At 49.3% G+C, this 25,307-nt stretch carries 21 protein-coding genes and 1 pseudogene; 20 read left to right on the forward strand and 2 right to left on the reverse strand.

Features of this window, described 5'->3' with window-relative positions:
- Positions 1 to 39 precede the first annotated feature (39 nt).
- From AC6ESO_RS26975 to AC6ESO_RS26985, 3 genes are all read left to right on the forward strand, one after another.
- Positions 40 to 1,770 (forward strand): DUF3502 domain-containing protein, encoded by a 1,731-nt coding sequence (locus tag AC6ESO_RS26975; RefSeq protein ID WP_497094098.1) that lies wholly within the window; start codon positions 40 to 42, stop codon positions 1,768 to 1,770.
- 102 nt (positions 1,771 to 1,872) lie between these two features.
- Entirely contained in the window at positions 1,873 to 2,664 is a 792-nt protein-coding gene (locus AC6ESO_RS26980) for a phytanoyl-CoA dioxygenase family protein (protein ID WP_497094099.1), read from the forward strand.
- A 40-nt stretch (positions 2,665 to 2,704) separates the two neighbouring features.
- Complete coding sequence (locus AC6ESO_RS26985) at positions 2,705 to 3,655, forward strand: DUF1861 family protein (protein WP_497094143.1); 951 nt, start codon at positions 2,705 to 2,707, stop codon at positions 3,653 to 3,655.
- Between the two features lie 68 nt (positions 3,656 to 3,723).
- Here AC6ESO_RS26985 and AC6ESO_RS26990 read toward each other — a convergent pair whose 3' ends face one another.
- Positions 3,724 to 4,050 (reverse strand): winged helix-turn-helix transcriptional regulator, encoded by a 327-nt coding sequence (locus AC6ESO_RS26990; protein ID WP_497094100.1) that lies wholly within the window; start codon positions 4,048 to 4,050, stop codon positions 3,724 to 3,726.
- Positions 4,051 to 4,249: 199 nt separating this feature from the next.
- Here AC6ESO_RS26990 and AC6ESO_RS26995 point away from each other — a divergent pair, with 199 nt between their 5' ends.
- The 3 genes from AC6ESO_RS26995 (at position 4,250) to AC6ESO_RS27005 (ending at position 6,553) form a co-directional block, all read left to right on the forward strand.
- The gene (locus tag AC6ESO_RS26995; RefSeq protein WP_497094101.1) at positions 4,250 to 5,419 is read left to right on the forward strand and encodes an MFS transporter; all 1,170 of its coding nucleotides are present in this window, start codon (positions 4,250 to 4,252) and stop codon (positions 5,417 to 5,419) included.
- 108 nt (positions 5,420 to 5,527) lie between these two features.
- On the forward strand, positions 5,528 to 5,800 hold the full coding sequence (locus tag AC6ESO_RS27000) for a hypothetical protein (RefSeq protein ID WP_494817897.1): 273 nt from the start codon (positions 5,528 to 5,530) through the stop codon (positions 5,798 to 5,800).
- Between the two features lie 174 nt (positions 5,801 to 5,974).
- Positions 5,975 to 6,553 (forward strand): DUF4309 domain-containing protein, encoded by a 579-nt coding sequence (locus AC6ESO_RS27005; RefSeq protein WP_494817898.1) that lies wholly within the window; start codon positions 5,975 to 5,977, stop codon positions 6,551 to 6,553.
- A gap of 69 nt (positions 6,554 to 6,622) precedes the next feature.
- Here AC6ESO_RS27005 and AC6ESO_RS27010 read toward each other — a convergent pair whose 3' ends face one another.
- Entirely contained in the window at positions 6,623 to 7,147 is a 525-nt protein-coding gene (locus AC6ESO_RS27010; protein WP_497094102.1) for a hypothetical protein, read from the reverse strand.
- 199 nt (positions 7,148 to 7,346) lie between these two features.
- Here AC6ESO_RS27010 and AC6ESO_RS27015 point away from each other — a divergent pair, with 199 nt between their 5' ends.
- The 14 genes and pseudogenes from AC6ESO_RS27015 (at position 7,347) to AC6ESO_RS27080 (ending at position 25,304) form a co-directional block, all read left to right on the forward strand.
- Positions 7,347 to 7,760: an RDD family protein gene (locus AC6ESO_RS27015; RefSeq protein ID WP_497094144.1), complete on the forward strand. Its 414-nt coding sequence runs from the start codon at positions 7,347 to 7,349 to the stop codon at positions 7,758 to 7,760.
- A 32-nt stretch (positions 7,761 to 7,792) separates the two neighbouring features.
- Complete coding sequence (locus tag AC6ESO_RS27020; protein ID WP_497094103.1) at positions 7,793 to 8,296, forward strand: hypothetical protein; 504 nt, start codon at positions 7,793 to 7,795, stop codon at positions 8,294 to 8,296.
- A 15-nt stretch (positions 8,297 to 8,311) separates the two neighbouring features.
- Positions 8,312 to 8,773: a hypothetical protein gene (locus AC6ESO_RS27025; protein WP_497094104.1), complete on the forward strand. Its 462-nt coding sequence runs from the start codon at positions 8,312 to 8,314 to the stop codon at positions 8,771 to 8,773.
- A 473-nt stretch (positions 8,774 to 9,246) separates the two neighbouring features.
- Positions 9,247 to 10,155, forward strand: a pseudogene (locus tag AC6ESO_RS27030) (serine hydrolase domain-containing protein); the annotation flags it as partial.
- Between the two features lie 160 nt (positions 10,156 to 10,315).
- Positions 10,316 to 11,122: an EcsC family protein gene (locus AC6ESO_RS27035; protein ID WP_497094145.1), complete on the forward strand. Its 807-nt coding sequence runs from the start codon at positions 10,316 to 10,318 to the stop codon at positions 11,120 to 11,122.
- A 637-nt stretch (positions 11,123 to 11,759) separates the two neighbouring features.
- Complete coding sequence (locus AC6ESO_RS27040; RefSeq protein ID WP_497094105.1) at positions 11,760 to 13,424, forward strand: response regulator transcription factor; 1,665 nt, start codon at positions 11,760 to 11,762, stop codon at positions 13,422 to 13,424.
- A 72-nt stretch (positions 13,425 to 13,496) separates the two neighbouring features.
- Positions 13,497 to 15,245 (forward strand): cache domain-containing sensor histidine kinase, encoded by a 1,749-nt coding sequence (locus AC6ESO_RS27045; RefSeq protein ID WP_497094106.1) that lies wholly within the window; start codon positions 13,497 to 13,499, stop codon positions 15,243 to 15,245.
- A 68-nt stretch (positions 15,246 to 15,313) separates the two neighbouring features.
- Positions 15,314 to 16,726: an ABC transporter substrate-binding protein gene (locus AC6ESO_RS27050; RefSeq protein WP_497094107.1), complete on the forward strand. Its 1,413-nt coding sequence runs from the start codon at positions 15,314 to 15,316 to the stop codon at positions 16,724 to 16,726.
- A gap of 182 nt (positions 16,727 to 16,908) precedes the next feature.
- On the forward strand, positions 16,909 to 18,321 hold the full coding sequence (locus AC6ESO_RS27055) for an extracellular solute-binding protein (protein WP_497094108.1): 1,413 nt from the start codon (positions 16,909 to 16,911) through the stop codon (positions 18,319 to 18,321).
- Positions 18,322 to 18,396: 75 nt separating this feature from the next.
- Positions 18,397 to 21,372 carry an extracellular solute-binding protein gene (locus AC6ESO_RS27060; RefSeq protein ID WP_497094109.1) on the forward strand — a complete coding sequence of 992 codons (2,976 nt, stop codon included), beginning with the start codon at positions 18,397 to 18,399 and terminating at the stop codon, positions 21,370 to 21,372.
- 25 nt (positions 21,373 to 21,397) lie between these two features.
- The gene (locus AC6ESO_RS27065) at positions 21,398 to 22,348 is read left to right on the forward strand and encodes an ABC transporter permease subunit (RefSeq protein WP_494817909.1); all 951 of its coding nucleotides are present in this window, start codon (positions 21,398 to 21,400) and stop codon (positions 22,346 to 22,348) included.
- 14 nt (positions 22,349 to 22,362) lie between these two features.
- A complete protein-coding gene (locus AC6ESO_RS27070; RefSeq protein ID WP_494817910.1) occupies positions 22,363 to 23,226 on the forward strand; it encodes an ABC transporter permease subunit in 864 nt (287 codons plus the stop codon).
- A 12-nt stretch (positions 23,227 to 23,238) separates the two neighbouring features.
- On the forward strand, positions 23,239 to 24,663 hold the full coding sequence (locus tag AC6ESO_RS27075) for a hypothetical protein (RefSeq protein WP_497094110.1): 1,425 nt from the start codon (positions 23,239 to 23,241) through the stop codon (positions 24,661 to 24,663).
- Positions 24,660 to 25,304 (forward strand): Yip1 family protein, encoded by a 645-nt coding sequence (locus tag AC6ESO_RS27080; RefSeq protein ID WP_497094111.1) that lies wholly within the window; start codon positions 24,660 to 24,662, stop codon positions 25,302 to 25,304. The genes AC6ESO_RS27075 and AC6ESO_RS27080 overlap by 4 nt, the downstream gene beginning before the upstream one ends.
- Positions 25,305 to 25,307: the final 3 nt, after the last annotated feature.

Genomic DNA, 25,307 nt, shown 5'->3' on the forward strand with positions numbered 1-25,307 from the left:
AGCATATAGCGTTCCAATCAGAACGAGAGGGGTACACAAATGAGGAAAAAGTTGCATAAAAACGCAGCGCTTCTTGTTGCAGCGACATTGTCTCTTTCAGCATTAGCAGGTTGTTCAGGCAACAATTCGGAGGATAACGCCAATAAGGCCGCAAACACCACGAACAAGGCAGCCGAGACGAATACGGCGGCAGCCAACAATACTTCTAACGCAGCAGAAACAACCGAAAGCACGGCTCCTGAAGAAGTTACGCTTGAATTCTACATGCCTTCTCCAACCGCTAACGTTAACGATCTGGAAGCTGTGCTCGACAAGTTCTATGAACAAACGAAAGATACGCTCAATACGAAGATTCATTTCAACTTCACTACATTCGATGACATTGGCCAAAAGGTTTCCCTGAAGCTGGCTGCCGGCGAGCAAGTGGACAGCGTGTTCACGGCACAATGGACGAATCCGAACATCAGCCAGATGATTTCAAAGGATCAGCTGGTCAATCTGGACTCCTACTTCAATAATGATAAATACCCTGGGCTGAAGAAAGCATTTACGGCCGAATATCTCAAGAATAACAGCTTCGCAGACAAGAGCGGCTCCTCGCATGTGTATGGTATTCCGTTCACGCATGCTTTCAGTGGCGGCGGTACGATTTACTACCGTAAAGACATGGCTGACAAGTACGGCATCGGCGAAATTAAATCACTCGCGGATTTGGAGAAGTTCTACGATGCAGTACTTGCTAATGACAAAGGGATTGTACCGTTTACGATGAACGGCAATACGGATCTGGTGTCCGATTTGCTGCTCTCCATGACGAATCCGCTTACGGAGAAGCATAACGCAATGGTGAACATGGGGGGTACAGGGGTCAGTATCGCGATTAAACCGGACGGAACGGCTTATGCAGCGAAGACCGTGGATGGCTACAGCGATCCGGAATTCTTGAAGCTGCTTCCTGCACCGCTGAATACGATAGATCCTCTGAAAGGGTTCAAAATGGTCCGCGAATGGTATACGAAGGGCTATCTAGAGAAGGATATCCTGGCACAGAAGGATCCGGATGGCCAATTTATGTCCGGCAAGGCAGCATCGGTGTTACGTACACTTGATATTTATTCTTCGGAAAGCCAGCAGTTGGAGACGTCGATTCCGGGGGCAAAGCTAGGTGCATTCGTGATTACACCGGGTCTTATGGAGGGTACGCCTAAAGCAGTGGGAAGCGACTTTAAAGCTTGGAACTTCGCTGCCATCCCTGCGAACTCCAAGAACATTGATCGCACGATCGCCTTCTTTGACTGGTTGTTTGCGAGCCAAGAGAATCATGATCTGTTCGAGTTCGGCATCGCCGGCAAGCACTGGCAGGCGGAAGGTACGACGAAGTATTCCATTCCAGCAACGGTAGATGCGGCTACTAACTACAACTTCCCGGGTTTCACCCTTTCTTGGAACCCAACGATGGTTCGCTATGACAGCAAGACACCGGACAATATTGTAACGATGCTGAACAACTTGGGCGATACCAACTTCTTCTATAAGGCACCGAATGCCGGCTTCAGCTTCGTGCCGGACAGCGTGAAGACTGAGGTTGCGAAGGTCAGCGAGGTTCGCTCGCAGCTATACGGGATCGGCGATGGCGTATTGGATGATGCAGCGGGCAATTTGGCGAAAATCCAGAAGCAGCTCGATAAAGCAGGGTACCAGAAGGTTGTTGCTGAAGTTGAGAGACAATTCAATGAGTTCTTGAAAACAAATCCATACGAAGGTCAATAACATAAGCAATCGCATGAAAAGGCGAATAGGCTCTCAATTCCTTGGGAGCCTGTTTGTTATCCATGAATGGAAGCTTTGCGCTTTCCAAAGGAGGATATTGAAATGCTAGAGCCTATCGTCAAACCGGGAGAATTTACGGAGCTTGACCGATTTATGTTTGAATCCTGGGGTTATTTTGTCATTCCGAATGTACTAAATCCGGAAGAGGTTGCGGCATGTCTGGAAGCCTCGCAGCGTCTGCATGCCGATCAACCGAAGAATGGCGGAGCCCACCAGGTCGGCGAAGGTTATGCCAGCGAACCGGCATTGGAGCGGCTTATTGATCACCCGGCAGCGATGCCGAAGGTACGCGGCTTATATGGCTCCGATAATGTCATTCTTCAATCCGCTTGGTGTACGGTTCAGCCTGCCGGCGGTAAGCATGGCGGTTGGCATCAGGATGGATCGAGCGCATTCGACTTTAAGCTGCTGGGGCATCCGATTCCGCTGCTTCAACTGAGAGTATCATACTTGCTGACGGACCAAAGCGAGCCGGGCAAAGGAAACATGGAAATGATTCCGGGCAGCCATCGCAGCCGGGTACCATTGCCGGATAGCGTCCGGAAAGGGACGGAGGAATGTCCGTTACGTCATGTGGTTTGTGCACCCGCAGGTTCAGCGCTGGTGTTCCATAATGCAGTTTGGCATCGTTCGCATGAGCATAATCACGACTATGACCGGTACACGATGCATTATATTTACAGTCCGCCATGGCTTCGTTATTCCGATCGGTTCGAGAATGACGGCGAGCTTATGGATCGGACAACGCCTCTACGCCGCGGCATCCTAGGCGAATTCGCCAAACCGGATTCGACTTACGCCGGAGGGTACCGGACACCGCCTTACGAAGATTAGCACTGGATTTACAGATACAGGAGGTACGACACGAATGTTCATGTTACAGAAGCATACAGAAGCTCAGAGCTGCGCGGAATTGCTGGAGCAGTTCGAACAGCAGCCAAAAGGCGATCAACCAGGTGTGCAGCTGAAGTTTGAGGGAGTTGGCCCCCGAGACGTATACAACATTGCAGCTCCCTTCTTGGACAGAGGCGAATCCATCCTTGCGGGACGCGTCGAGAGCCGTGAGACCGAGCTATCCGAAGTAGTCTTCTTCCATCAGCAAGGTGATTCATGGGTACCGCATCCCTCTCATGCGCCATACGAACTGCAGGATCCGTTTTTCACCCGTATTAAAGGCGAGCTGATCTTCGGCGGAGTCAAACTCGTTATGGATCCGGCCGATCCGGAGAAAATCATCTCATGGGTAACGGAGTTTTACCGGGGACAGGATATCGCAAGCTTGGAGCTGTTCTTGACCGGGCCGGATCACATGAAGGATGTGCGCCTTGTTGAGCTGGCAAGCGGTGAAATCGGCGTGCTGACCAGACCGCAGGGCGAGAAGGGCGGCAGAGGCAAGATCGGCTTCTTCAAATGTGCGGCTCTGGAGGACATTACGGCAGAACAAATTGCGAATGCACCTGTATTTCAAGATCAATTCTTGGCATCGGAGTGGGGCGGAGCGAATGAACCGCACCTGCTCGCCAATGGTTTAGTAGGCGTGCTGGGGCATATTGCTTCCTTCGACGACGACGGGAACCGGCATTATCAAGCGATGACGTTTGCCATTCATCCGGATACGTTTGAGAAAACCGCTATGAAGATGATTGCAAGGCGGTCCAGCTTCCCGGCAGGGGCGGCCAAGCGGCCTGATCTGACGGATGTTATCTTCAGCGGGGGCATTGTGAGAAAGCCAAATGGTCTGGCTGATCTCTATGTGGGGGCGAGCGATGCCGAAGCGTATCGCATCGAAATTGGCGATCCTTTTGTAGAGTACGAGCAGTTATAGCTAGACATCCGTGCGGGGAACCACCTATGCGTACTCGATTGATGACTTTGAGATCTACGGTAATTAGGTTACGGCTTCGCCCACTTGGTAGCCCATTTATCCAGCTCTAGCAGGACAGCCTGAAAATCGGTTCCCTTATCGGTCAGCGAATACTCCACGGTCACGGGGACCGTAGGGAAAACTTGCCTGAGCACGATACCGGTCTTCTCCAGGTGGCGCAGCGTATTCGTCAACGACTGGGTTTTGATTACGCCGGCATCGCGGAGCAGCTGCTTAAATCGTCTGGGTCCTTTGGATAGCTCGGAGATGACAAGAAATCCCCATTTATCCCCGAGAATTTGCAGCACTTCGCATATATGCGGAGTGCTGTTTTCGTTATTGGCTGCCATATTCATACGTTCAACCCCACCTTCTCAAAATCCAGCTTACTTCCACTTATGTGTTGCTCCGGGGATGCCACTTACCAAATGGTTAGTTGATCCAAATGAATGGACAATGTCCAAAAAATTTGCCTTCTTACTTAATTATAGTGGGTTCATTATAATCAATTCAACCGGTTATTCCACGGATTACCAGCAAAGGAATGATGACTTTATGAACCGACTAAACCTGTACCTCTTGGCATTCGGCGCTTTCCTCGTAGCGACGGCGGAGCTCGTCGTATCCGGCATTCTGTCCACTATTGCGGCGGACATGAATGTCTCCGTCGCCCTTGCCGGGCAATTAATTACAGCCTATTCGCTGGCTTACGGTATCGGCACTCCGATCGTAATTGCGATGACCTCACGCGTTGCGCGTAAACAAATGCTGCTCGTTTCATTAGCTGTTTTTATTGTTGGATGCCTGGCGGCATACGCGAGTTCGACTTTTGCGCTACTGCTTCTGTCACGCGTCATCCTGGGATTAAGCGCAGGCGTATTCTGCGTCGTCGCGTTGAGCTCGGTAGCGAAATTAGTGTCCCCGGACTCAATCGGCCGGGCGATGGGATTGATCGCTTTCGCATTCAGCGGCGCCATGGTGCTTGGCTTGCCGGCAGGTATCGCCATCGCGGGCGAGTGGAGTTGGAAGTTGATTTTTCTTCTAATGGGCATCATCGGCTTATTCGTTCTGCTCGGGCTGGGTCGCTTATTGCCTACCATTGAAGGAGATGCGCCGGCTCCTCTCCGAAAGCAGGTTACCGTTCTCAAGAATACGGTTATCGTCAGCGCGATGCTGCTTTCCTTCTTCTCGAGCGCCGGAGACTCGGTGATGTACACGTATTTGACGTTGTATTTTCAGAAAATCCTGCACATGCAAGCAGTTGACATCAGTGTGGTCATGTTAGTATTCGGCATGTTCGGTTTGATCGGTTCTCGATTAGGCGGAGTTGGCGTAGATAAGTGGGGAGCCGTGCGTTTGTTGGCCTTCGCTTTGTCTTTACGTGCGATTGCTCTAGCCATACTTCCTGCCGTTCATGCATCACTGCTGCTCAGCTTGCTGGTTTTTACATTGTGGGTATTTGGCATGTTTGTGACGGCTCCTTCAATCAATACGTACTTCGTCCAATTAGCGCCGCAGTCGTCGAACCTTGTGCTCAGCTTGAATATATCGTTTGTGCATCTGGGATTAGCAACCGGAGCCGGTGTTGGAGGCGCATTGGCGAATACGAACGGGACTGTACTTTATCATCCATGGATGGCCGCCATTTGGACGGCGATCGGGCTGGTGATGGGACTTATTTCATTCGCGATGAACAAAAGGCGAGCAGCGAAATTGACATCGTAGTTGTCTTATAGATTGGGTCCATGTAATTCTATGAAAATCCCAAACATCCTGCAGTGTACTTGAATAGATTAATAGAGTAGTCAAGCAGTTGAGAGGGAGGAATGACGAATGACTGTTAGCAAAAAAGAGCTTTCGAAGTATTATGGCAAAAAGATCTATGCGGTCAAGAAAGACGGAACAGTAGTTACAGGAACACTATCGCAAATTCAAGGTAACCGCGTGATTCTTACACAGGAAAAAGGGAAAACAGTAAAAGTGAAATTTCTTCTTCCATTGTTGCTGTTCGATTTACTCGCAATTGGCCTGTTCACAGGCTTTGGCGGGTACGGCGGGTATTATGACGGATATGGTGGATACGGCGGATACGATTATTTCTATTAATGCATGTTTAGGCTCATCTTTCCGTGCTTCCAGCGGATAGATGGGCTATTTTTTTGCCTATGTTAGTCGATCAAGGCAGGAGTAAATGTAAGAACTTCGAGTAATCCATCAGACATCGGGGTAAAATATCTCAGAAAATCCAATCTAAGCGATTTGAACGCCGGAGGGATCTTAATGATAAACCAAGTTTCAAAAGTTGCACTTAGTGTAACGCTTTTCAGTCTAATCGTCACATCCGGTGCTATCGCTCACGCCGACACCAAAGAAGTAGCAGGGAAAGTGCGACAAGCGAGCAGTACTGACGCGGCGATGGCTCTGAAGACGTTAAACAGCTTCTATAAGCCAGCATTGGTTGGCCAATTTCCCGGTGCGGTGAGTGGGCTGAAGATCGGGATCAGCACTCGTCAGGATGTTATTGGCAAGGTCGGTAAACCGGGCTCGCCGAGATCGGACGCGGATGGGTTTGATTTCTATCATTCGGAGATGGGTCATCCCGGCTATGCCATCGCATATAAGCTAAACAAAATACGGGAAATTCGCTACTTCGGGACCGATATTGAGCGGGAGACGAATATTGGCGGAATAACGAAGCGCATACTCATCGGACATTGGGGAGCGCCTTCCAGCTCGGTCATCATTCGGAATGGATCCTTGGTGCAGCAGAAAATCACCTACAACCGTGGGAAATTCAAACTCAATTTTATTTTCAACAGCAGTACGAATCTCGATCATATCAACCTGCTTAAACGTTGATTGCGACAATATGGATGGCCGCGTATATCGCGGCTTTTTTTTATGGCAAGCTTTGTGCGTTCCCGCTATTCAACTAATAGTGGCGACACGCAATTTCTTTGTAAAACCTAGAAAGCGATACCGAATCGTGACTTCTTTTAAGGGTTCTTTGTCATAGCGAATGACGATTCCGTAATGGATCGGGGTACGATGATTAGAGTTCGCTTGATTTGCGAGAACGGCGCGTACCGCCCGGGCGGATAATTGCGGTTGAATGGAGGCGTCATGCAAGTTCATAACTTCAGTCGCAGGGTCTGTCTGATCCCCCATATATTGCACCAAGTGGTTCGAATCATAAGTAACGCCTAGTTGAACACGATCAGACATCCGCTGACCGTTGATTGTCACGTTTTGAATGTTGATGTCTGTACTGCTGCTATTCACAATTTCAATCGTATAAAACTTTTCATTGCCGACGGAGTCCGTGTATTCGGTTAAACCCGTGTATCGCAGCGGTTCCGCATGCTGATACCATATGACTCCAGAAACCGTAATTAGGAGTAGGAAAGCACCGATTATCGGAACGATACGTGAAAGTATTATAAGTCGCCTCAATTTCATCCCTCCAATGAACTTAATACAATTAGGTAAACGTGATAACCGGTTAGTTAAAGCGCAACGTATTATCCTGCATTGCGTAAAATATTTCAAGAAACGGAAATTATATCAAAACCAAATGCTCGATTAATTTTACAGTTGAACGGCAGCGCCGCTACTGCAATTATAACGGCAACCCAGATACGAAGGAGGTCCTATTTTGAACACAAATGAACCAGCTGGTTTCTGGATTCGATTAGGCGCACTGATTCTTGATGGGCTTCTCGTAGGAGTTCCGCTCACCATCATTTCGGTTATGATCACCGGAGGATATGGAACCGAGCATGTTACGGATTTTATTACGTTTCTGTATGGACTGCTTACTCCGATTTTTTGGAATGGCTATACGATTGGCAAGCGGATCTGTGGAATTCGAATCATAAGAATGAGCGACGGAGAACCGCCGAGTATTGCAACCATGCTGCTGCGAAATGTGGTTACCGGCTTGATCTATGCGCTCTCGCTAGGGATCGCCTTAATCGTAAGTGCAACAATGGTAGCGGCTCGCGAGGATAAACGGTCACTTCATGATTTTATCGCCGACACGGAAGTTGTGCATGAAAGGCTGTAGGTGGACAAAATTCCGGTACTTGGAGGTTGGCTATGAAACAAAAGTATGCAAGCTCGGTAATCATTATAGGTAATCTTTTCTCTATATTGGTTGGATGCACCTTCGGAGATCCGGATAAGCAAGATAAAATTAAGGCTGCGACGGCATACTTAGAGCTCGAATATCATGTGGACGATTACCGGAAGGTAACATTCCCCGAGAGTGTTCAGGCTAAGGCGAGTGAATTGAAACCGTTGCTGGCAGATGATTTCTATCAAATTCAGATGGCGAATCGGGTGATTGGCTTGCCTCTGCAAATCGCTCAGAAGGAGAAATCGACGATCAAAGCAGAGAATATTCATATCGAACCGAGTAAAGACGCTAAAGATAATAGGTTTCTGGACTATGACATGAGTCTAGTCTTGACCAATGATCAAGGTGCTACGAAGGAAGTCAAAGTAACAGGCGTACTGACTATGACCGAGGACAATAAGGAATGGAAAGTGCTTTATGATTGGAATCGCAATCAGAAGGATTTGTCCAAGTTGGCTAGTTGACGGGGAGGAATACAATTGGATTTCAAGCATCATATTGTTAAAAATCCTTCCGGGAACAGAATCATATTGTCCATGTCGATGATGATCTTCCTATTCATCTATCATGCGATCGACTCTTGGAATCGCACAGAGAACGTAATATCCATATCTGCTACAGCTGCGGAGCTGCTTTTGTGTCTGGTTGTTTTGCTGACCACCGTGGTTAGAACATTAAAGAAACCAACAGAGCTCTATTTGCAAAGCGGGCAACTTGTCTTAAACGGCCATAACATTCAAGCGAAGGATATGAAGGTGATCTTCATCATGGGTTATTTCAGACCTACGATTGGCATAAAGCCGCATGGGAAAAGGATTGTCCCCCTTCATATGTGCTTTAGATTCGCTAAGGATGAGGATCAGGGGATCTCGGATTTAGGCAATTGGGCAGTGCAGAATGAGGTGATATTGGTCCATAAACGATTTCTAAGGTGGATATAGAAGGGTCCAAGAATTATCAGCTACCTCCACATAACTTACGTTAAGGAGGTGGTTCACTTGGCGTTAACCCGGCGGTATACCTTGTCGGATCTAAAGGATGAGGTCTATTACTTTGATAATAACTGGAAAAGAATTTTCGCGAATGGCCGCGCCGTTTATGTGGCAACGAAAAATAACGCTTCACTTACGATTAGTATTATTAACGCAAAGGGAAACAAGGTTCCTAAGGTGCTCCAAAAGTATAAAAAGGGAAGCCGAATAGTCGTGATTGGGCTTGCCGTACATTCACCGCCACATACAACTGCAAATCTGTAAATGGAAAAGAGACAGCTGACTTCAGCTGTCTCTTTTGTGTTAATAAAGCGGCTTGCCAGTGAAATGAACAGTGCAACTTTCCAGTATATGACAGCGTATGAGTGATAGGGTACAAAACTGAGGAAGCATAGGCGGCCACATCGGAATCGAACTTTCTCGATGAACGTTTATTTCTACCGCTAGGTTTGTCGAACGTGACGTGGGATGTGTGCCCGCGAGGAATTGCGTACGGCGGCTCGAATTTCACCCTAACGAGCGAAGACATTGCAAAGTTTGGGCAGCTTTACTTGCAACGCGGCGAGTGGGCAGGCAAGCAGCTGCTCCCCGCGAGTTGGGTCGACGAGGCATCTGCCTATCAAGTCTCCAACGGTGAAGTGGGAGATAACGATTGGACGCATGGTTATGGCTATCAATTTTGGCTATGCCGGCATAACTCGTATCGGGCGGACGGCGCATTCGGCCAATTCTGCCTCGTGATGCCTGAACAAGATGTCGTGCTCGCGGTGTTCTCGGGGACCGACTATAAGCACGAATTGGTGAGCTCCGTGTGGGAGACGCTGCTGCCAGGGATGTCACAGGAAATTTTAGCCCCAGATGAATCTTCTTATCAGGAACTGAGCGATCGATTGAAAGATCTTCGAATCGATGTGCGGCTCGAGGAAACCCATTCCAAGGTCGAGCGGCTGATCCGAGATAGGGTCTATGCGATGGAGGCAAACCGCGAGCATATCGATAAGATATCTATTCGGTTCGATAAGTGGGAAGCTGTATTGGCCATTCGCAAAAACTTCGTGGACCAAACTCTCCAACTAGGGCGCGGCTTCTGGGTCATGAACGATCTACGCGTCTCTGAGCATAGCGATGGCATGGGGAAGAAAGTCGCGGGCTGCTTCAGATGGAAAGACAATGAAACGCTTGAGCTTCATCTGGTATTCGTAGAGACATCGTTCCGATATACGTTGGTATGTCTTTATGCAGAGGACAGGCTTGACCTCGAATTCACCGCGAATATTTATTGGGATTGGTTACCCCAAGAAGGGGCCATGATGCGCGGGCATCGCGAATGAATCCAACCTATTGTGAACAGGCTGCCGAGATTGGCGGCCTGTTTCTGTTAGGCTCCATTAAGAGGATTGTCATGCTGATCCGAATTAGTTGAAACGTCGCGGAGCATTTTACAGTATGAATGGCTAAAGTGAAATTTCCAGACGAGGTGTCTACTCCATGATGACGAATACAGAAACCACAGATTATTTAAGAAAGGAATTAAGCCAAATCGAACGATGGGAGCAGGATCAGAAAGGGCTGTTCTTCTGGGAAAAGCTCGGCAGGCTGCCGTTTGCCCTCCTGGACCGGATCACCCCCAAGTTCATTCAGGATAAAATAGGCACTGCGCTCGACGAGCTAGGGAGCTACGTTCAGAGCGGCGGACGTTATCTGATCAGCAAGGAGCAGATGTACCATAGATTCTTTCCGAATGCAGAGCGGGATGAAGCCGTTGCTTTCGAGCGAATCGGTCAGCTTCCGCTAGGCAGAATGGATGAGATGGCCGATGGCATTATCCAATCAAGCAGCAAGGCGGCGACGGTGCAAGGCGCAACTACGGGAATCGGTGGTATATTCACGCTTGCCATCGACATTCCGCTTCTGCTGGGCATTTCACTTAAAGCGCTGCAAGAGGTTGCGATTAGCTATGGCTATGACCCGACCGAGCAGTCGGAACGGGTTTTTATCGTCAAGTGTATGCAGTTTTCCTCCGCCGACATCGTAGGCAAGAAAGCGATTCTTGATGATCTCGCCGCTTTCCATTCCGGCGAGAGAAGCGGGCAGGTCATGTCCCAGCTGCAAGGATGGCGTGAGGTCATGCTTACGTACAGAGACAACTTCGGATGGAAAAAGATGTTTCAAATGATTCCAATCGCAGGCATCCTGTTCGGCGCCTATCTAAACCGGTCCACCCTTCAGAATGTCGCCGAAACGGGCAAGATGATGTATCGGAAGCGTAGAATTCTTGAGAAGTTGAGAGAGAATTGAGAACTGATAATGAATAGAGATTACAAAGGCAGCTGATCGATAAGAGCGAGCAGTTGCCTGTATGCAGTGGTTTCGCGCTAACGAACCCTGTGGGCCTTATTTAAGCGAAATACTCCATTTCTCGGATCTAACGAACCGTACGGACGCTAATGAGGGGAAATGAGACGAAAAAGGTACTTTTGACACCGAATAAGGCCTGTAGGGTTCGTTAGAATTTCAAACCCAGCCATTTGGCGGAAATAAGGTCTCTACGGTTCGTTAGCTTGCGTGAAGCGGAGATGCCTCTGTTCAAAAGCAATGCCGACAATCGTATCACACTTAGAACGCCATTATTCTGCTTCATAGCCTGCAGTCCTCTAGGCCAACCGGATTTTCTTGGTTGGCCTTTTTTGTGCTTCTACTCGCTTAAGAGGAACACTCCAAGATTCCGACAAAGTACGACCTCTTTGTAATGTTATTGTATAATAATGCGAATGGATAATTTTTCAATTAAAGAAACTTGCGAGGAGCAGCCAGCAGGTAAAAATAATACACCAAATCCAAAAATAACAACCTTAAATAACTTCCCCTGCTTCTGTAATATGAAAGTCAAAGTCCAGTTAGATGGGGGACGCTTTGTCGAAGGAGGCAAAATAAAGTGATAAAACTTATGGTTGTCGATGATGAGCGTTGGATTCGTGAAGGATTGAAGCAGACGATTGACTGGAGCGCGCATGGCATTCAATTCATTGGTGATGCCAAGGATGGATGTGAGGCGCTGAAGCTGATCGATTCGAATGCGCCGGACATCGTCATCTCCGATATTAGAATGCCCACCATGGACGGTATGGAATTAATGGAGGAAATCGAGCGAAGAGGCTTGGATATAAAGGTTATTTTTATAAGCGGGTTCAGTGACTTCGTGTATGCCCAGAAAGCAGTGAAGCTAGGCGCTTTCGATTATATTCTTAAACCTATTGAGGAAAAGGTCCTCATGGAGATTATTGAGCGCTGCATCGGTGAAATCACGAAGAAGAGAGAGCTCGCCTACCGGCTGGAGGAGCTTTCAGGCCGTGTTAGAGAGAGTCTGCCCCTCGCCAGGCAGAAGCATTTGGAAACGTGTTTAACCCAGCCTGTTTCAGGCCAGGATGTAGTGTCCAAATGGGAGGCGCTTCGCATTGATTTGAACCCGAATCGACTTATCGTCCTATCTGCCGTTGTCCATGATTGGGGCGAGCGGGATATGAGCGAGAGAGGCTGTTCCCAGCTCCGATACGCGCTTGGCAAACTGATGGAGGAGGTCTTTCATGAAGCGGGCGTATCCTGCGCGGCATGTCTGCTGCATGAGAATGAATTTGCGGATGTAGCGCTAATTATCTCTTGGGAGAACGAGACAGCTGATCATGACCTGGAAGCCTACCGCTGCGGGCAGCTGATCATTGAAGGCGCGCTTGAAGTGCTGGGCATTCAAACTAGCATAGGCATCAGCGGCATGGGAGAGGCCAAAGAACTAGTATTCGCTTTTAGGGAAGCGCTTACAAGAAGTGTGGGATATGTATTGAACGGCACTGGTTTTGTCTATGGTCCTGACGGCACGGATGTCGGAACCTCTAATGGAAAACAAACGGTCACATTCGCCGGAGGTGTGCCCTCCATTGCGATCAAAGCCGAAGCGCTGGATATGTCGTGGATGAATCGCATTCTTCATGCCATCAAGCTCATGGACGAAGAAAAGGTGATCGATCTGCTTGACCAGCAGACGCAGCTCATTCAAGCGCTTGTTAAACAGACCTCGCCGCTTGCCGTTAGATGCGAGATGAACATGTATATCGGCATTCTTCTATCCAAATGGAAGGAGCTTTGCATAGCGAAAGAGCATTCGGAGCCATGCATCGTCACCCATCAGCAGAAGCTGCAGCTCTACCGCTGTACGCTGGACAACTGGAAGAACACGATTATAAGTGTCTTTCTTAAGAAAGATAGAGCCGCTACCGGATCAGGACAGCGCAATACGATCGAAATCGCCTTGCGCTACATTCACGATAATTATCACCATGGCATCAGCCTCAATAAAGTCGCAGAAACGATCTATATGAACCCATCCTATTTCAGCAGGGTCTTCCATGCTGAGGTCGGCGAAACATTGAGCCGTTATCTCATTCGCATAAGAGTCGCGAAAGCGAAAGAACTGCTCGAGCAGACGCCGCTTAAGATATATGAGGTTGCAGAATCAGTGGGGTATAAGGACTTCCGGCATTTCGTCAAAACCTTTAAGGAATCGGAAGGGATAACCCCTGCCCAATTTCGAAACTACGGCACATAAGAAAAGAGGGATACCATCCTACTGGCACGCATTGGAAAGTTGAAGCTCCCTACCGTCGGTGTGAAAGTTTTTGTGTTATTTGTAGCCAGCATGCTGATTATTATTACCGTGATGGGCTATCTCTTTTATGATAAATCCGCGGAGCTGATGGAGGACAAGATCGGCGGAATGGCGCTTCAGAATGTACAGCAGATGAGCAAACGGATCGATATTATTTTGGAAGGCTACGAGGATCGTTCCCTTCAGGTCGTAGGCAACGAGGAGATTCAGAAACAGCTCATCGGAAAGTTTACCAATGAGACAGAGCAGATACAGAATAATGACGCGAATACGGCCTTTCTATCGAATCTCGTGAATTCAAGAAATGATATCAACGATATCTATTTGCTCGGTGAGAAAGGCTTCTCCTATCATTATTCGCCTAAGACTTCGTTTCCCGCGTATAACTCCTACACCAACGGATTTATGGAGCAATCCTGGTATAAGCAAATTCGGGAGGCTGACGGGGAGGTCGTCTATTTTGGCATCCGTCCCTCGCTCATTAAGAGTGGAGACCCTACGCCGGTATTCAGCTTTGGCCGTGCGGAGAAGAACTTTACTACCCGCGGCGAAATCATAGGCGTGCTGGTCTATGAAATCGATCCAACGGAGATTATCGAGATTCTGTCGGAAATCGACTACAACGGATCAGGCATGAATGTCATCGTGGATGAAGAAGGGCAAATCATCGGCGATAAGGATGGCGTACGCCTATCGAACATGCTTGGGGTTTCGCTTGGCGAAGAGCAGCAAGGCATATTCAGCACACCGATGGATGGGGAACAAATGCTGGTTGTCTACAACCGCTTGGAAACGAGTAATTGGACGCTTGTCGGCATGCTGCTGGGCGCTGACTTAATCAAGGAAGCGGGCAGTCTCCGGTGGTATATCCTTACCCTTGGACTGGCGTTCGCCTTCATCGGCATCCTGCTCGCCATCTTTATCGCCTCGACGGTCCATCGACCGCTCCAGAAGATGATTCGTGCCATGCGCAAAGCGGAGAACGGTGATTTCGACGCTCGTATCGAAGACAAACGGGAGGATGAATTTGGCTATCTGTTTACCCATTTTAACCGGATGGTTGCGCGTATCAAGGAATTGATTAATGAGCTCTACGTGCAGAAGCTGCTCGAGCAGGGACTACAGCTCAAAATGCTCGGCTCTCAGATCAATGCCCATTTTCTATACAATACGCTGGATTCGATTCATTGGATTGCCCGCATTCACAAGGTGGACGATATCAGTACCATGATATTCGGGCTGTCCAAGTATTTACGGGTAAGCTTAAACGAAGGCCGGGACGAGGTCTCCGTGAGCGAGGTCGTACAGCTGCTCGACAGCTACATTATGATCCAGAAAATTCGTTATCAGGATAAGTTCTCGCTTCATTTGCATGTCGATCATTCCCTTGAGAAGTATACGGTGTTGAAATATATTTTCCAACCGCTTGTAGAGAACGCGATTTATCATGGGTTGGAGAAAAAGTCCGGCAAAGGACGGCTTGATGTCGCGTTTATTCACGAGGACGATTGCCTGAAGTTTAAGGTAACGGATAATGGCGCGGGAATTGCAGCAGACAAGCTCTCCAATCTGCAGCTCATTCTAAGCGGCAAGGGGCCGGTGGAATACGATAATTTTGCCCTGCGGAATATTAATTCGCAAATCCATATCGCTTACGGCGACCAGTACGGAATCGAGATTCAAAGCAAAAATGGCGTTGGCACCGAAGTCACGATGACGATCCCCCTCACCAAGAGAAATCAAAGCAAACATGCCGGCTGAACGCCTGATGCAGTATGGCAGTAGATGGAATTGATTTCGCGAGAATGGAAGAGAGGATGTAGGTCACGATGAAAATGCTTTTAAATAATAAGAAGCTTGTTTCGTTCATGCTTGCCCTCATGATCATCGTCATCATGTTATCGAGTGTCTTATTTATCAAAGGAACCAAATTAAGTTCAGAAGCCATCTCCATGCTGACGGCTTCGCAGCAAGATTCCAAGAGCAGTGTGAAGCAGGGCAGCGACCCTGTAACGATAAGCTTCTGGTTCCCGTGGGGCGGAGGATTTCAACAAGAATTCCATGATACGGTCGTTGTCCCTTTTGAGAAGGCAAATCCGGATATTAAAGTTAAAATGATGTTTGTCGAGAATTCCGATAATTCGCAGGCATCCGATAAACTGTTAACGGCGATTGCAGGAAGCAGGCCGCCTGACGTCGCGATGATCGATCGATTCTTGGTCAGCGAATGGGCGGCGATGGGGGCTTTGGAGGACTTGTCCAGCGATGTGATTCGGGATCATATGGCAGGCATCTATTATCGAAACATCTGGCCGGAAACGCAATATAACAATAAAACGTTTGCCCTGCCATGGAATGTGGACAGCCGGGCAATGCTTTACAATAAATCGATGATGGAAGAAGCGGGTCTTGATCCCAACAAGCCGCCAGCAACGGTTGCCGATTTAGATGCGATGGCGGAGAAAATGTTCAAACGAAATAAAGAAGGCGCCTACGAGCAAGTGGGTTTTGTCCCTTGGATGGCGCAAGGCTTCTTATATGCGAACGGGTGGAATTTTGGCGGTCATTGGGAGAAAGCAGGAGAGCTGACACCCAACAATCCTGAGAACGTCGAGGCACTGCAATGGATGCAGAGCTATGCCAAGAAGTACGGCACCAAGAAGCTGGCAAGCTTCTCGGATGCGATTAGGCTAGCCGGTGTTAATCCATTCGTCTCGGGGAAGGTCGGCTTCATTTATGAAGGGAATTGGCTGCTGAACGATATGGATGACGTGAATTTCGAATGGGGAATTGCACCTATGCCCGCGAAGGAAGTCGGCCGATCGGTGACGTGGGCAGGGGGCTGGTCGTTCGCCATGCCCAAAGGCGCGAAGCACAAAGAACTCGCTTGGCGGTTTATTAAATTTGTAGCGGGGAAAGAAGGATCGTTTCTCTGGGCGGGCCGCGGCCAAACCTATGATCTGAGCAGTATTCCGGAAGTGAACAAGCAGCTGGGCTTGGATAAGAAGAAAAACCTGGAAGTCTTCGTTAAACTTCTTGAGCATGCCTACATTCGTCCGGTATCGCCGATAGGCGGTTATATGTGGGACGAGCTGTACCGGGTGCAGAAGCTGGCTGTCAATTTGCAGGGTGATCCGAAGGTGCTGCTGGATGAATTGAAGCGGAAACTCGATGCTCACTTAATCGAAGTGAAATCCGAAGAACGAAGTAAGACGGAGCATCCTACGCCAAACACGTTATAAGAAATCGGATGGAGAGTCTATCGAACGAGATAGACTCTCTTTTTGTGCCCGAAATACAAATCAAGTCAAAATAGTACACCAAATGCAAAAGCAGTCTCGTTACCGCGCGAAATAAAAGCGTTTACACTGAGAACGTGTAGCGAAGGATATCCTGAATACGAGTTAATAGGAGGAGAAAAGGTATGGAGGCTCTAGCTTTGAAACCGGGAATGATTAAGTTTTTCATTGCTGCACTTTCGGTAAGTTTGGTATTGACAGGCTGCGGGGGGACGAATGGAGAGAATGGAACGAATGCGACCGAAGCGGATAACGCATCGAGTTCAACAAGTCCAGACAATACGGCGAGCCCGGACAACACAGCAAGCACAGACAATGCACCAAGCCAAGACAGCGGTGAGAAAGTAACACTCGATTTCTGGGGCTGGGGTGGCAAGTTCCAGACGGACTACACCAAGATCGTAATCAGCGAATTCGAGAAATTGCACCCGAATATTAAAGTGAAATACATTGCCGAGCAAGGGATCGAGAAATTAACGACGCTGATTGCGGGAGGAACTCCGCCGGATGTGGCGCTTCTTGATCGCTTCATGGCAGGAGCATGGGCGGCCAAAGGCTCGCTGGAGAGCTTGAGTCCGTACCTTGAGATCGATGGCGACGTAAGCGCAGATGATTATTATCCGAGCGTCTGGGCGGAAGGGAATTACAAAGGCGAGCTATACGCCATGCCGTTCGGCACGGACAACCGCGCGATGTATTACAACAAAACATTGATGAAGGAAGCAGGCCTTGATCCGGAGAAGCCGCCAACTACCATCAGTGAGCTCGATGCGGCAGCAGAGAAAATCTTTAAGAAAACGAGCAGCGGATACGAACAAGTTGGCTTTATTCCATGGATGAATCAAGGCTTCTTATATACGCAGGGCTGGAACTTTGGCGGAGAATGGGCAAAGGGCGAAGAATTAACGCCAAACGATCCGCAAATCGTGAAAGCGCTGGAATGGATGGCCGGTTATGCGAAGAAGTATGATATGGCCAAAATCAACAAGTTCAATGACGTCATGGGCAAAACGGGAATCAATCCGTTCTGGACGGGTAAAGTCGGATTCGTGTTCGACGGCAACTGGATCTTGAACGATTTGACCAGTAACGCAAAGGTTAAACCGACCTTTGAGTGGGGCGTCGCACCGATGCCTTCCGAGGATGGATTTGCGCAAACCACTTGGGCGGGCGGCTGGTCGTGGGTTATGCCTAAGGGAGCTAAGCATCCTAAAGAATCGTGGGAGCTGCTTAAATTTATTGCCGGTTACCAAGGAACGCTGCTCTGGGGCAAACGCGCAGACGCAGGCAACGATATAACGGCGATGCCGAAAGTAAACGAGGAATTGAAGATTGCGGAGAAAGAAAAATTGAAAGTGTTCGTCGATCTGATGGCAATCGCGCATACCCGTCCGGTTACCCCGGCAGGCCAGAAATTATGGGATGAGACCTTCAAGGCTTCGGATGCGGCGCTAAACGGGAAAGGCGAACCGAAGAAGCTGCTGGATGAAGCGAAGAAGAATGTAGACAATGAGCTCAAGAAACTAACTGCCAAATAGATGCATAGGAACGAAGGGGGCAGGAGTCAGTGCTGCCCCTTCCTATTGAATTGAATGACAAAGAGGTGAGGATTGTTGAAATGGCATTGGAATGATGCATGGAAATGGAAGAAAGTCATGCTTATATCGATCACCTTTCTTGTTGTTTCGGTCACTTTTGGCGATACCATGCAATCTTATGCCAGCGAGCGGTTACGGGATCGCAACCAGAATCAAGGCGTGCCGCAAGCGGATTTAACCGATATGTCCGTCGATGATATTCTGCAGCCAACCTATGGAAAAACGTTGGCCGCGTACAAAGAGAAAGGCTATAAACCGGCAGAGCCATTCGAGGCCAGCCTGAAGGCTGATCAATATTCAGCAGCCGGCGGCGTTAAGCCGAGTACCCAAGCGGTCGAAGGTGCGTCATCCGCCCTGATCTGGGAGAAGGATACGGAGTGGCTGGAGTGGACCTTTGAGGTTCCGCAGGACGGACTGTATAATCTCGCAGCGAGTTACTATCCGCTAGCCGGGAAGAGGCTGCCGATCCAGCGTGAGCTGCTCATCGATGGGCAAAGCCCATTCCGCGAAGCGCAGCGGATCTACTTTACCCGCAACTGGATGGATCAAGGCAATCCGCTTAAGAACAATCAAGGCGACGATGTACGGCCGAAGCAAGTCGAGAAACCGCTGTGGATGGAAGAAGCGATCACGGACGGAAACGGTCTGTACTCAGCCCCTTTTCAATTCTACTTCGGTGCAGGCAAGCATGTGATTCGGATGAAGTATTTGGTGGAATCGATGGCGCTGGACGAAATACGGGTCAAGTCACCGGAGCAATTATCGCATTATAACGAAACCGAACAGGCTTACGAAGCACAAGGCTTAGAGCCGGTCCAGCAAGTTAACGTGAAGGTGCAAGCGGAGAACAATCCGATGAAATCCGATCCGACGATTCGCAGAGAATCAAACGGGGATCCTTTAATGGAACCGGCGGGAGACGGAACGAAATTGCTGAATGCATTCGGCGACTGGCGCTGGAGAAAAGGCGGACAGAAGGCGTCTTGGACGTTCTCGGTCCCGAAGGACGGATTATATAAGATCGGCATGAAATTTGGACAATGGTGGGGCGATGGGTTACCGTCTTATCGCCAAATTCTCATAGATGGGAAGGTTCCGTTTCAAGAGTTGGCCGAGTATCCGTTCTCCTACTCCCGAAACTGGCGAATCGAGACCCTTCATAAAGACAATGAACAAAGCGGAGAAGCGCAGCCGCTGCTCGTGCATCTAACTGCAGGCGAGCATACGATCACGATGGTTGCGGTTGTCGGGCCCTATCAGTCGATCGTCGAGAACTTAACGGCGGATACGCAGAAGCTGTCCGATCTCTACAGGCGAATTATTATGGTGACGGGGCCGACCCCGGATCCAAACTTCGAATATGAGCTGGGCAAGAAGATCCCTAAGCTTATTGATGATTTAAAGGTCATTGCCGATGATTTGCTGGTCCAAATGGATGCGCTGAATGCCATATCGGAGAAAGAGCCGAGTACGGTAAACAGTCTTCGCATGATGAATCATACGTTCGAGAAAATGATCAACAATCCCGATACGATTCCAAGGCAAATTTCGGAGCTCAGCAACAGCCAAACCAATTTAAGCACGCTGCTGATGGGCTTGCAGAATGTTCCGCTCGTTCTGGACTACCTGCTGATCAGTGCCCCGGATACGAAGTATCCGAAGGTGAAGTCCAATTTCCTGCAAAAGACCGTCAGTACGCTTAAAAATTTCATCGCCTCCTTTACCAAGGATTATACCGGTGTCGGCAGCGTCTACGACAAGGACCAGCAGGCACAAGAAACGGGCCCGGTTATCGAGGTATGGGTCTCTCGGGGTAAAGAGTGGGCGGAAATCATGAAGGAGATGGCGGAAGAAGAGTTCACGCCAAAGACCGGGATACACATTAATGTGAACACGCTCCCGGCGGGGCAGCTCAACTCGGGTTCCGTCAATACGCTGCTGCTTGCGGCCAGTTCCGGCAAAGCACCGGATGTCGCAACCGGCGTCGATTCGCATTTGCCCGTCGAGTTTGCGATCAGGGATGCTGCCGTCGATTTATCCCAGTTTCCGGATTACGGGGAAGTCAGCAAACGATTTCTACCGGGCTCGCTGATTCCGTTCCGCTATAACGGCGGCAATTATGCGCTGCCGGAAACGCAGGATTTCAACGTATTGGTCTATCGGAAGGATATCCTGAAGGAGCTTGGCGTGAGCGTTCCGCAAACTTGGGAAGATACCTACGCCATGCTGCCGATCCTGCAGCAGAACGGGATGCAGATGTATTACCCGATTTCATCCCTCGGCTTCATGCCGTTCCTCTATCAGAACGGAGGGGAATTCTATCAAGCGAACGGAACGAAGTCGGCGCTTGATTCTCCGGAAGCCTTTCAAGCCTTCACGGAATGGACGGAGCTGTACACCAATTATAAATTTCCGGTTGCCGCCAATTTCTTCAACCGGTTCCGCACCGGAGAAATGCCGATTGGCATATCGGACTATCTGACCTACGTCCTGCTCTCTACGGCAGCGCCCGAGCTGGTTGGCCGCTGGGGCGTAGCGCCTTCGCCGGGGCACATCAACCAAGACGGGAAGATTGACCGTACGAGCGGCGGAGTTGCGCAATCGGTAGCCATCTTCAAGCAATCCAAGCATCAGAAGGAAGCATGGGAGTTTCTGAAGTGGTGGACGAGCAAGGACAGTCAAGTTCAATTCGCGCAAGAGCTGGAAGCGTTGCTTGGGGTCGAAGCCCGCTGGAATACGGCGAACATGGAAGCCTTCACGCAGCTGCCTTGGCCGGAGGATGACTTGAAGGCTTTGTCAGAGCAACTGAAGTATTACAAGGAACAGCCGTATGTGCTCGGTGGCTACTTTACGCCGCGGAACATCGATAATGCTTGGAACCGCGTCGTTCTGGGCGGAATGAATATAAGAGAGTCGCTGGAGCAGGGCGTTAAGGATATTAACAAAGAGCTTAGAGCCAAGCAAAAAGAGTTCGGATTCACGCCGGATTAATTGTGAAGGCACGAGGAGGAGCGGTATGCAAAGCAGTGTAGAAGTGAATAGTCCGCTTCAGCTGAAATCCCAGAAGGTAAGCCGATTCAAATTATCCCAGGCTGGCCGGAAGGCTGCGCTAGGGTACTTGTTTCTAAGTCCATTTCTCATCCTGTTCATCGTCTTTACGGTTATTCCCGTCGTGCAATCCATCTACCTGAGCTTCACCTATTACAACATGCTTCAACCGGCGAAGTGGGTCGGGCTCTCGAATTACAGCGTCTTGTTCCTGGAAGATGATATCTTCATCAAATCTCTGAAGAATACGTTTATATTCGCAGTCATCGCAGGTCCGCTGAGCTATTGCCTCTCTTTTCTGCTCGCCTGGGTGATCAACACCTTGCGCGCCAAAATGATTTTCTCGCTCGCCTTCTACGTGCCGTCGATTACGAGCGGTATCGCGTTATCGATCGTCTGGCTCTATATCTTCTCGGGAGACCGTTACGGGTTGTTGAACAATTGGATGCTCAGCTGGGGAATGATCAGCGAACCCATTCTGTGGACGACCGACCCGGATACGATCATGCCGGTAATTATCATCGTTTCCCTATGGATGAGCATGGGGACCGGCTTTCTGGTCTTCCTTGCAGGCTTGCAGAATGTTTCGCCCGAGCTCTACGAAGCGGGTTCGATTGACGGCATTTCAAGCAAATTCCAAGAGCTGTGGTTTATTACGCTGCCCTTGATGAAACCGCAGCTCCTGTTCGGCGCGGTCAATTCCATCGTGGCTGCCTTTGGCGTATTCGACATTGCAGTGGCCATCGCGGGCATGCCAAGCCCGAACTACGCAGGTCATACCATTATCTCGCATCTCTTCGATTATGCTTTCATTCGGTTCGAACTCGGATACGCGTCTTCCATTGCGGTCTTCCTGTTCTTCTTAACCTTCGGTTTGGGGCGGATCGTGATGAAGTTATTATCATCCAAAGAACAATAAGGGGGCCAAAGGACGTGACGGTAAACTATGCGAAATTTGCGGCCCGCTTTAACAGGGGATTGTTGTACCTAGTCATGATTGCGTTGGTTGGTTTTACGGCCATGCCGATCATTTACATGGTTTCAACGGCCTTCAAGCCGCTGGATGAGCTGTTTCTTTATCCGCCAAGATTTTTCGTGCAGAAGCCGACGCTGCGCAGCTTCTATGATTTGCTAACCGCAACGGACAGCTCGATCGTGCCCTTCTCCCGCTATATCTTCAACAGCGTATTTGTTTCGATTACCATCGTAGCGGCAAGCTTGTTTGTTTGCTGCTTAGGCGCATACGTGCTCTCCAAGTTTAAGCCGCCGGGTGCCGGCTTCATCTTTGCCGTGATCCTCTCGGCACTGATGTTCTCGCCGCAGGTGACGCAGATCCCGACTTACTTGATCGTGTCTAAGCTGGGTTTAGTCAACACGTACTGGGCGTTAATACTGCCGAAGGTCGCGGTTGCCTTCAATATCTTCCTGATGAAGCAGTTTTTCGATCAAATCCCCGATGCGTTAATCGAAGCGGCGCATATCGACGGCGCTTCGGAGTGGAGAATCTTCTGGCGAGTCATTATGGCGGTCAGTAAGCCGGCCTGGGCAACCTTGATCATCTTCACCTTCATCGGAAACTGGAATGATTATTTCTCCGCGCTAGTATTTACGACTAGCGAAACGATGAAGACGCTGCCGCTCGCGATCCAAACGCTTGCCGGGGGACCGGGGGTTGTTGCGCGGTCCGGCGCACTTGCTGCAGGCACCTTGTTGATCACGCTGCCCCCTATCTTAATCTTTCTACTGTTTCAGAAGCTTATCATGAACACGATGGTTCATTCCGGGATCAAATCTTAGGGGGCGGACACGATGATCAAACGTATATCAGCAAGCTTAATCGGCTGCTGTCTGCTTGTTCTGCTTGGAGCTTTACCCGCCCATGCGCTACCGCAAATGTCTTATACCCTTGATCCGATGTACGGCTATAAAGTTCCGATTCCGCTCACATATACGGTAGACAACGTCATTCTGGATGTAGGCGAGCCCGGCTTAAATAAACCAAGCGACTTGTTTATCGATGAGAAGGGGCAGTTATATGTCGCGGATACGGATAACAATCGGATCGTGAAATTAAGCAATGACGGCAAAGTATTGGGTATCTTTGGCAAGGAGCAAGGCGTCCTGCTTGACCAGCCGAGCGGTATATTCGTGGATAGTCTCGGCGATATGTTCGTGGCGGACACGGGCAGCGGCAAGGTTATCCATTTGTCGCCGGAAGGCAAGCTTGTCGAAGAATTCGTGAAACCGGAATCTTCCCTGCTAAGCGAGGATCTGGATTTCGCCCCGGATAAAGTCATTATGGATCGGCGAGGTTATTTGTACGTGCTCAATAAGACGGACTACAGCGGCTTTATGATGATCGATGCCATGAACCGGTTTCGAGGCTATATCGGAGCCAACCGCGTTCCTTTCGATTGGAAGAAGCTCCTTATTCGATTATTGGCCACTCCCGAGCAGAGGGAGCAGCTCAATAATGCCGTGCCGCAGCAGAATTCCAATCTGACGATTGACAGCAAGGGATTCATTTATGCGCCAACCGTGCTGAGCGACGCCGATCAAATCAAGAAGTTCAATGCAATGGGCGAGAACATCTACGCGAAGAAGTTTTTCGGTGAATCCTCGATCGACAGCGGAACGCTGGAGCTTCCCTATTTCGCCGATTTAGCCATCGATCAGTATGGCATTATCAATGCGCTGGATGCGATGTCTCGCAAAATCTATCAATACGATCAAGAGGGGAACTTGCTGGCCGTATTCGGCGGTCAAGGCGATGCGAAGAGCAGGTTTGAATATCCGTCCAGCATTGTTGTCGATAAAGCAGGCACGATCTACGTGCTTGACCGCGATCGGAACAACATTCAGATGTTCAAGCCGACGCGGTTTGCGGAGCTTGTCCATGAGGCGAGCCAGCTGCATTATAACGGACGTTATCAAGAGGCGTTAGTCCCTTGGAAGGAAGTTTTGAAAATCGATGAGAATTACCCGCTAGCCCATCGAGGCGTGGCGAAAGCATTGATGAAAGAAGAGAAGTGGAAAGAAGCCATGAAGGAATTCAAACTGGGCGAAGATCAAGATGGGTATTCCAAGGCCTTTGCCGAATACCGGCATGACTTCATGCGCCAAAACCTCGGATGGATTCTAATCGCCGCCGTTCTCATCATCTATGCCGTCTACCTCATCGTGAGATTCATGATTCGCATTACGAACACGGTCATAAGGAGGTATGGCTATTGAATACGGCAGCTGTGAAACAGTCCGGTCTGCGTTCGCTGCGGCTCGGGGTAGCCATACTTTTTCATCCGGTGGACGCCTTTGAAGAGCTTCAGAAGAAGAAACATCTCATGTCAGCATTTGTGCTCATTCTTCTCACCTTGTGTGTCAGGATCGTAACGATCTATATGACAAGCTTCCATATTACGTCCCTACAGCCCGAATACGCCGATTTGAACTTGGAAATCATCCGTTTCGTGGTGCCATTAATCTCCGGGGTTATCGCTTGTTATCTGATTACGGCGATTATGGACGGAGAAGCCTATTTCAGCCAAATCTTAACGGCAATGTCCTACGCGCTCATTCCGTATATCGTATTTGCGATTCCGCTCGCTGCGATTTCCTTAGTGATCTCAAGAGGTGAGTTGGGGCTTTATAACAGCATGAATCTTATTATCTGGCTATGGGTCGCGCTGCTTATCTTCATCCAGCTGAAGGTGCTGAATGATTATTCCTTTAAGAAATCGGTTGGCGTCCTCCTGCTGTCTATCTTTGCTTTTATCACCTTCTGGGGAACGGTCGGTCTCGTCTTCTCCCTGACGAATCATGTCCTGCAATTCGTACGCGAAGTCTCCGTTGAAATCCGATACTTATGGGAGAATTAAGGG

Source organism: Paenibacillus rhizoryzae (assembly GCF_059686995.1).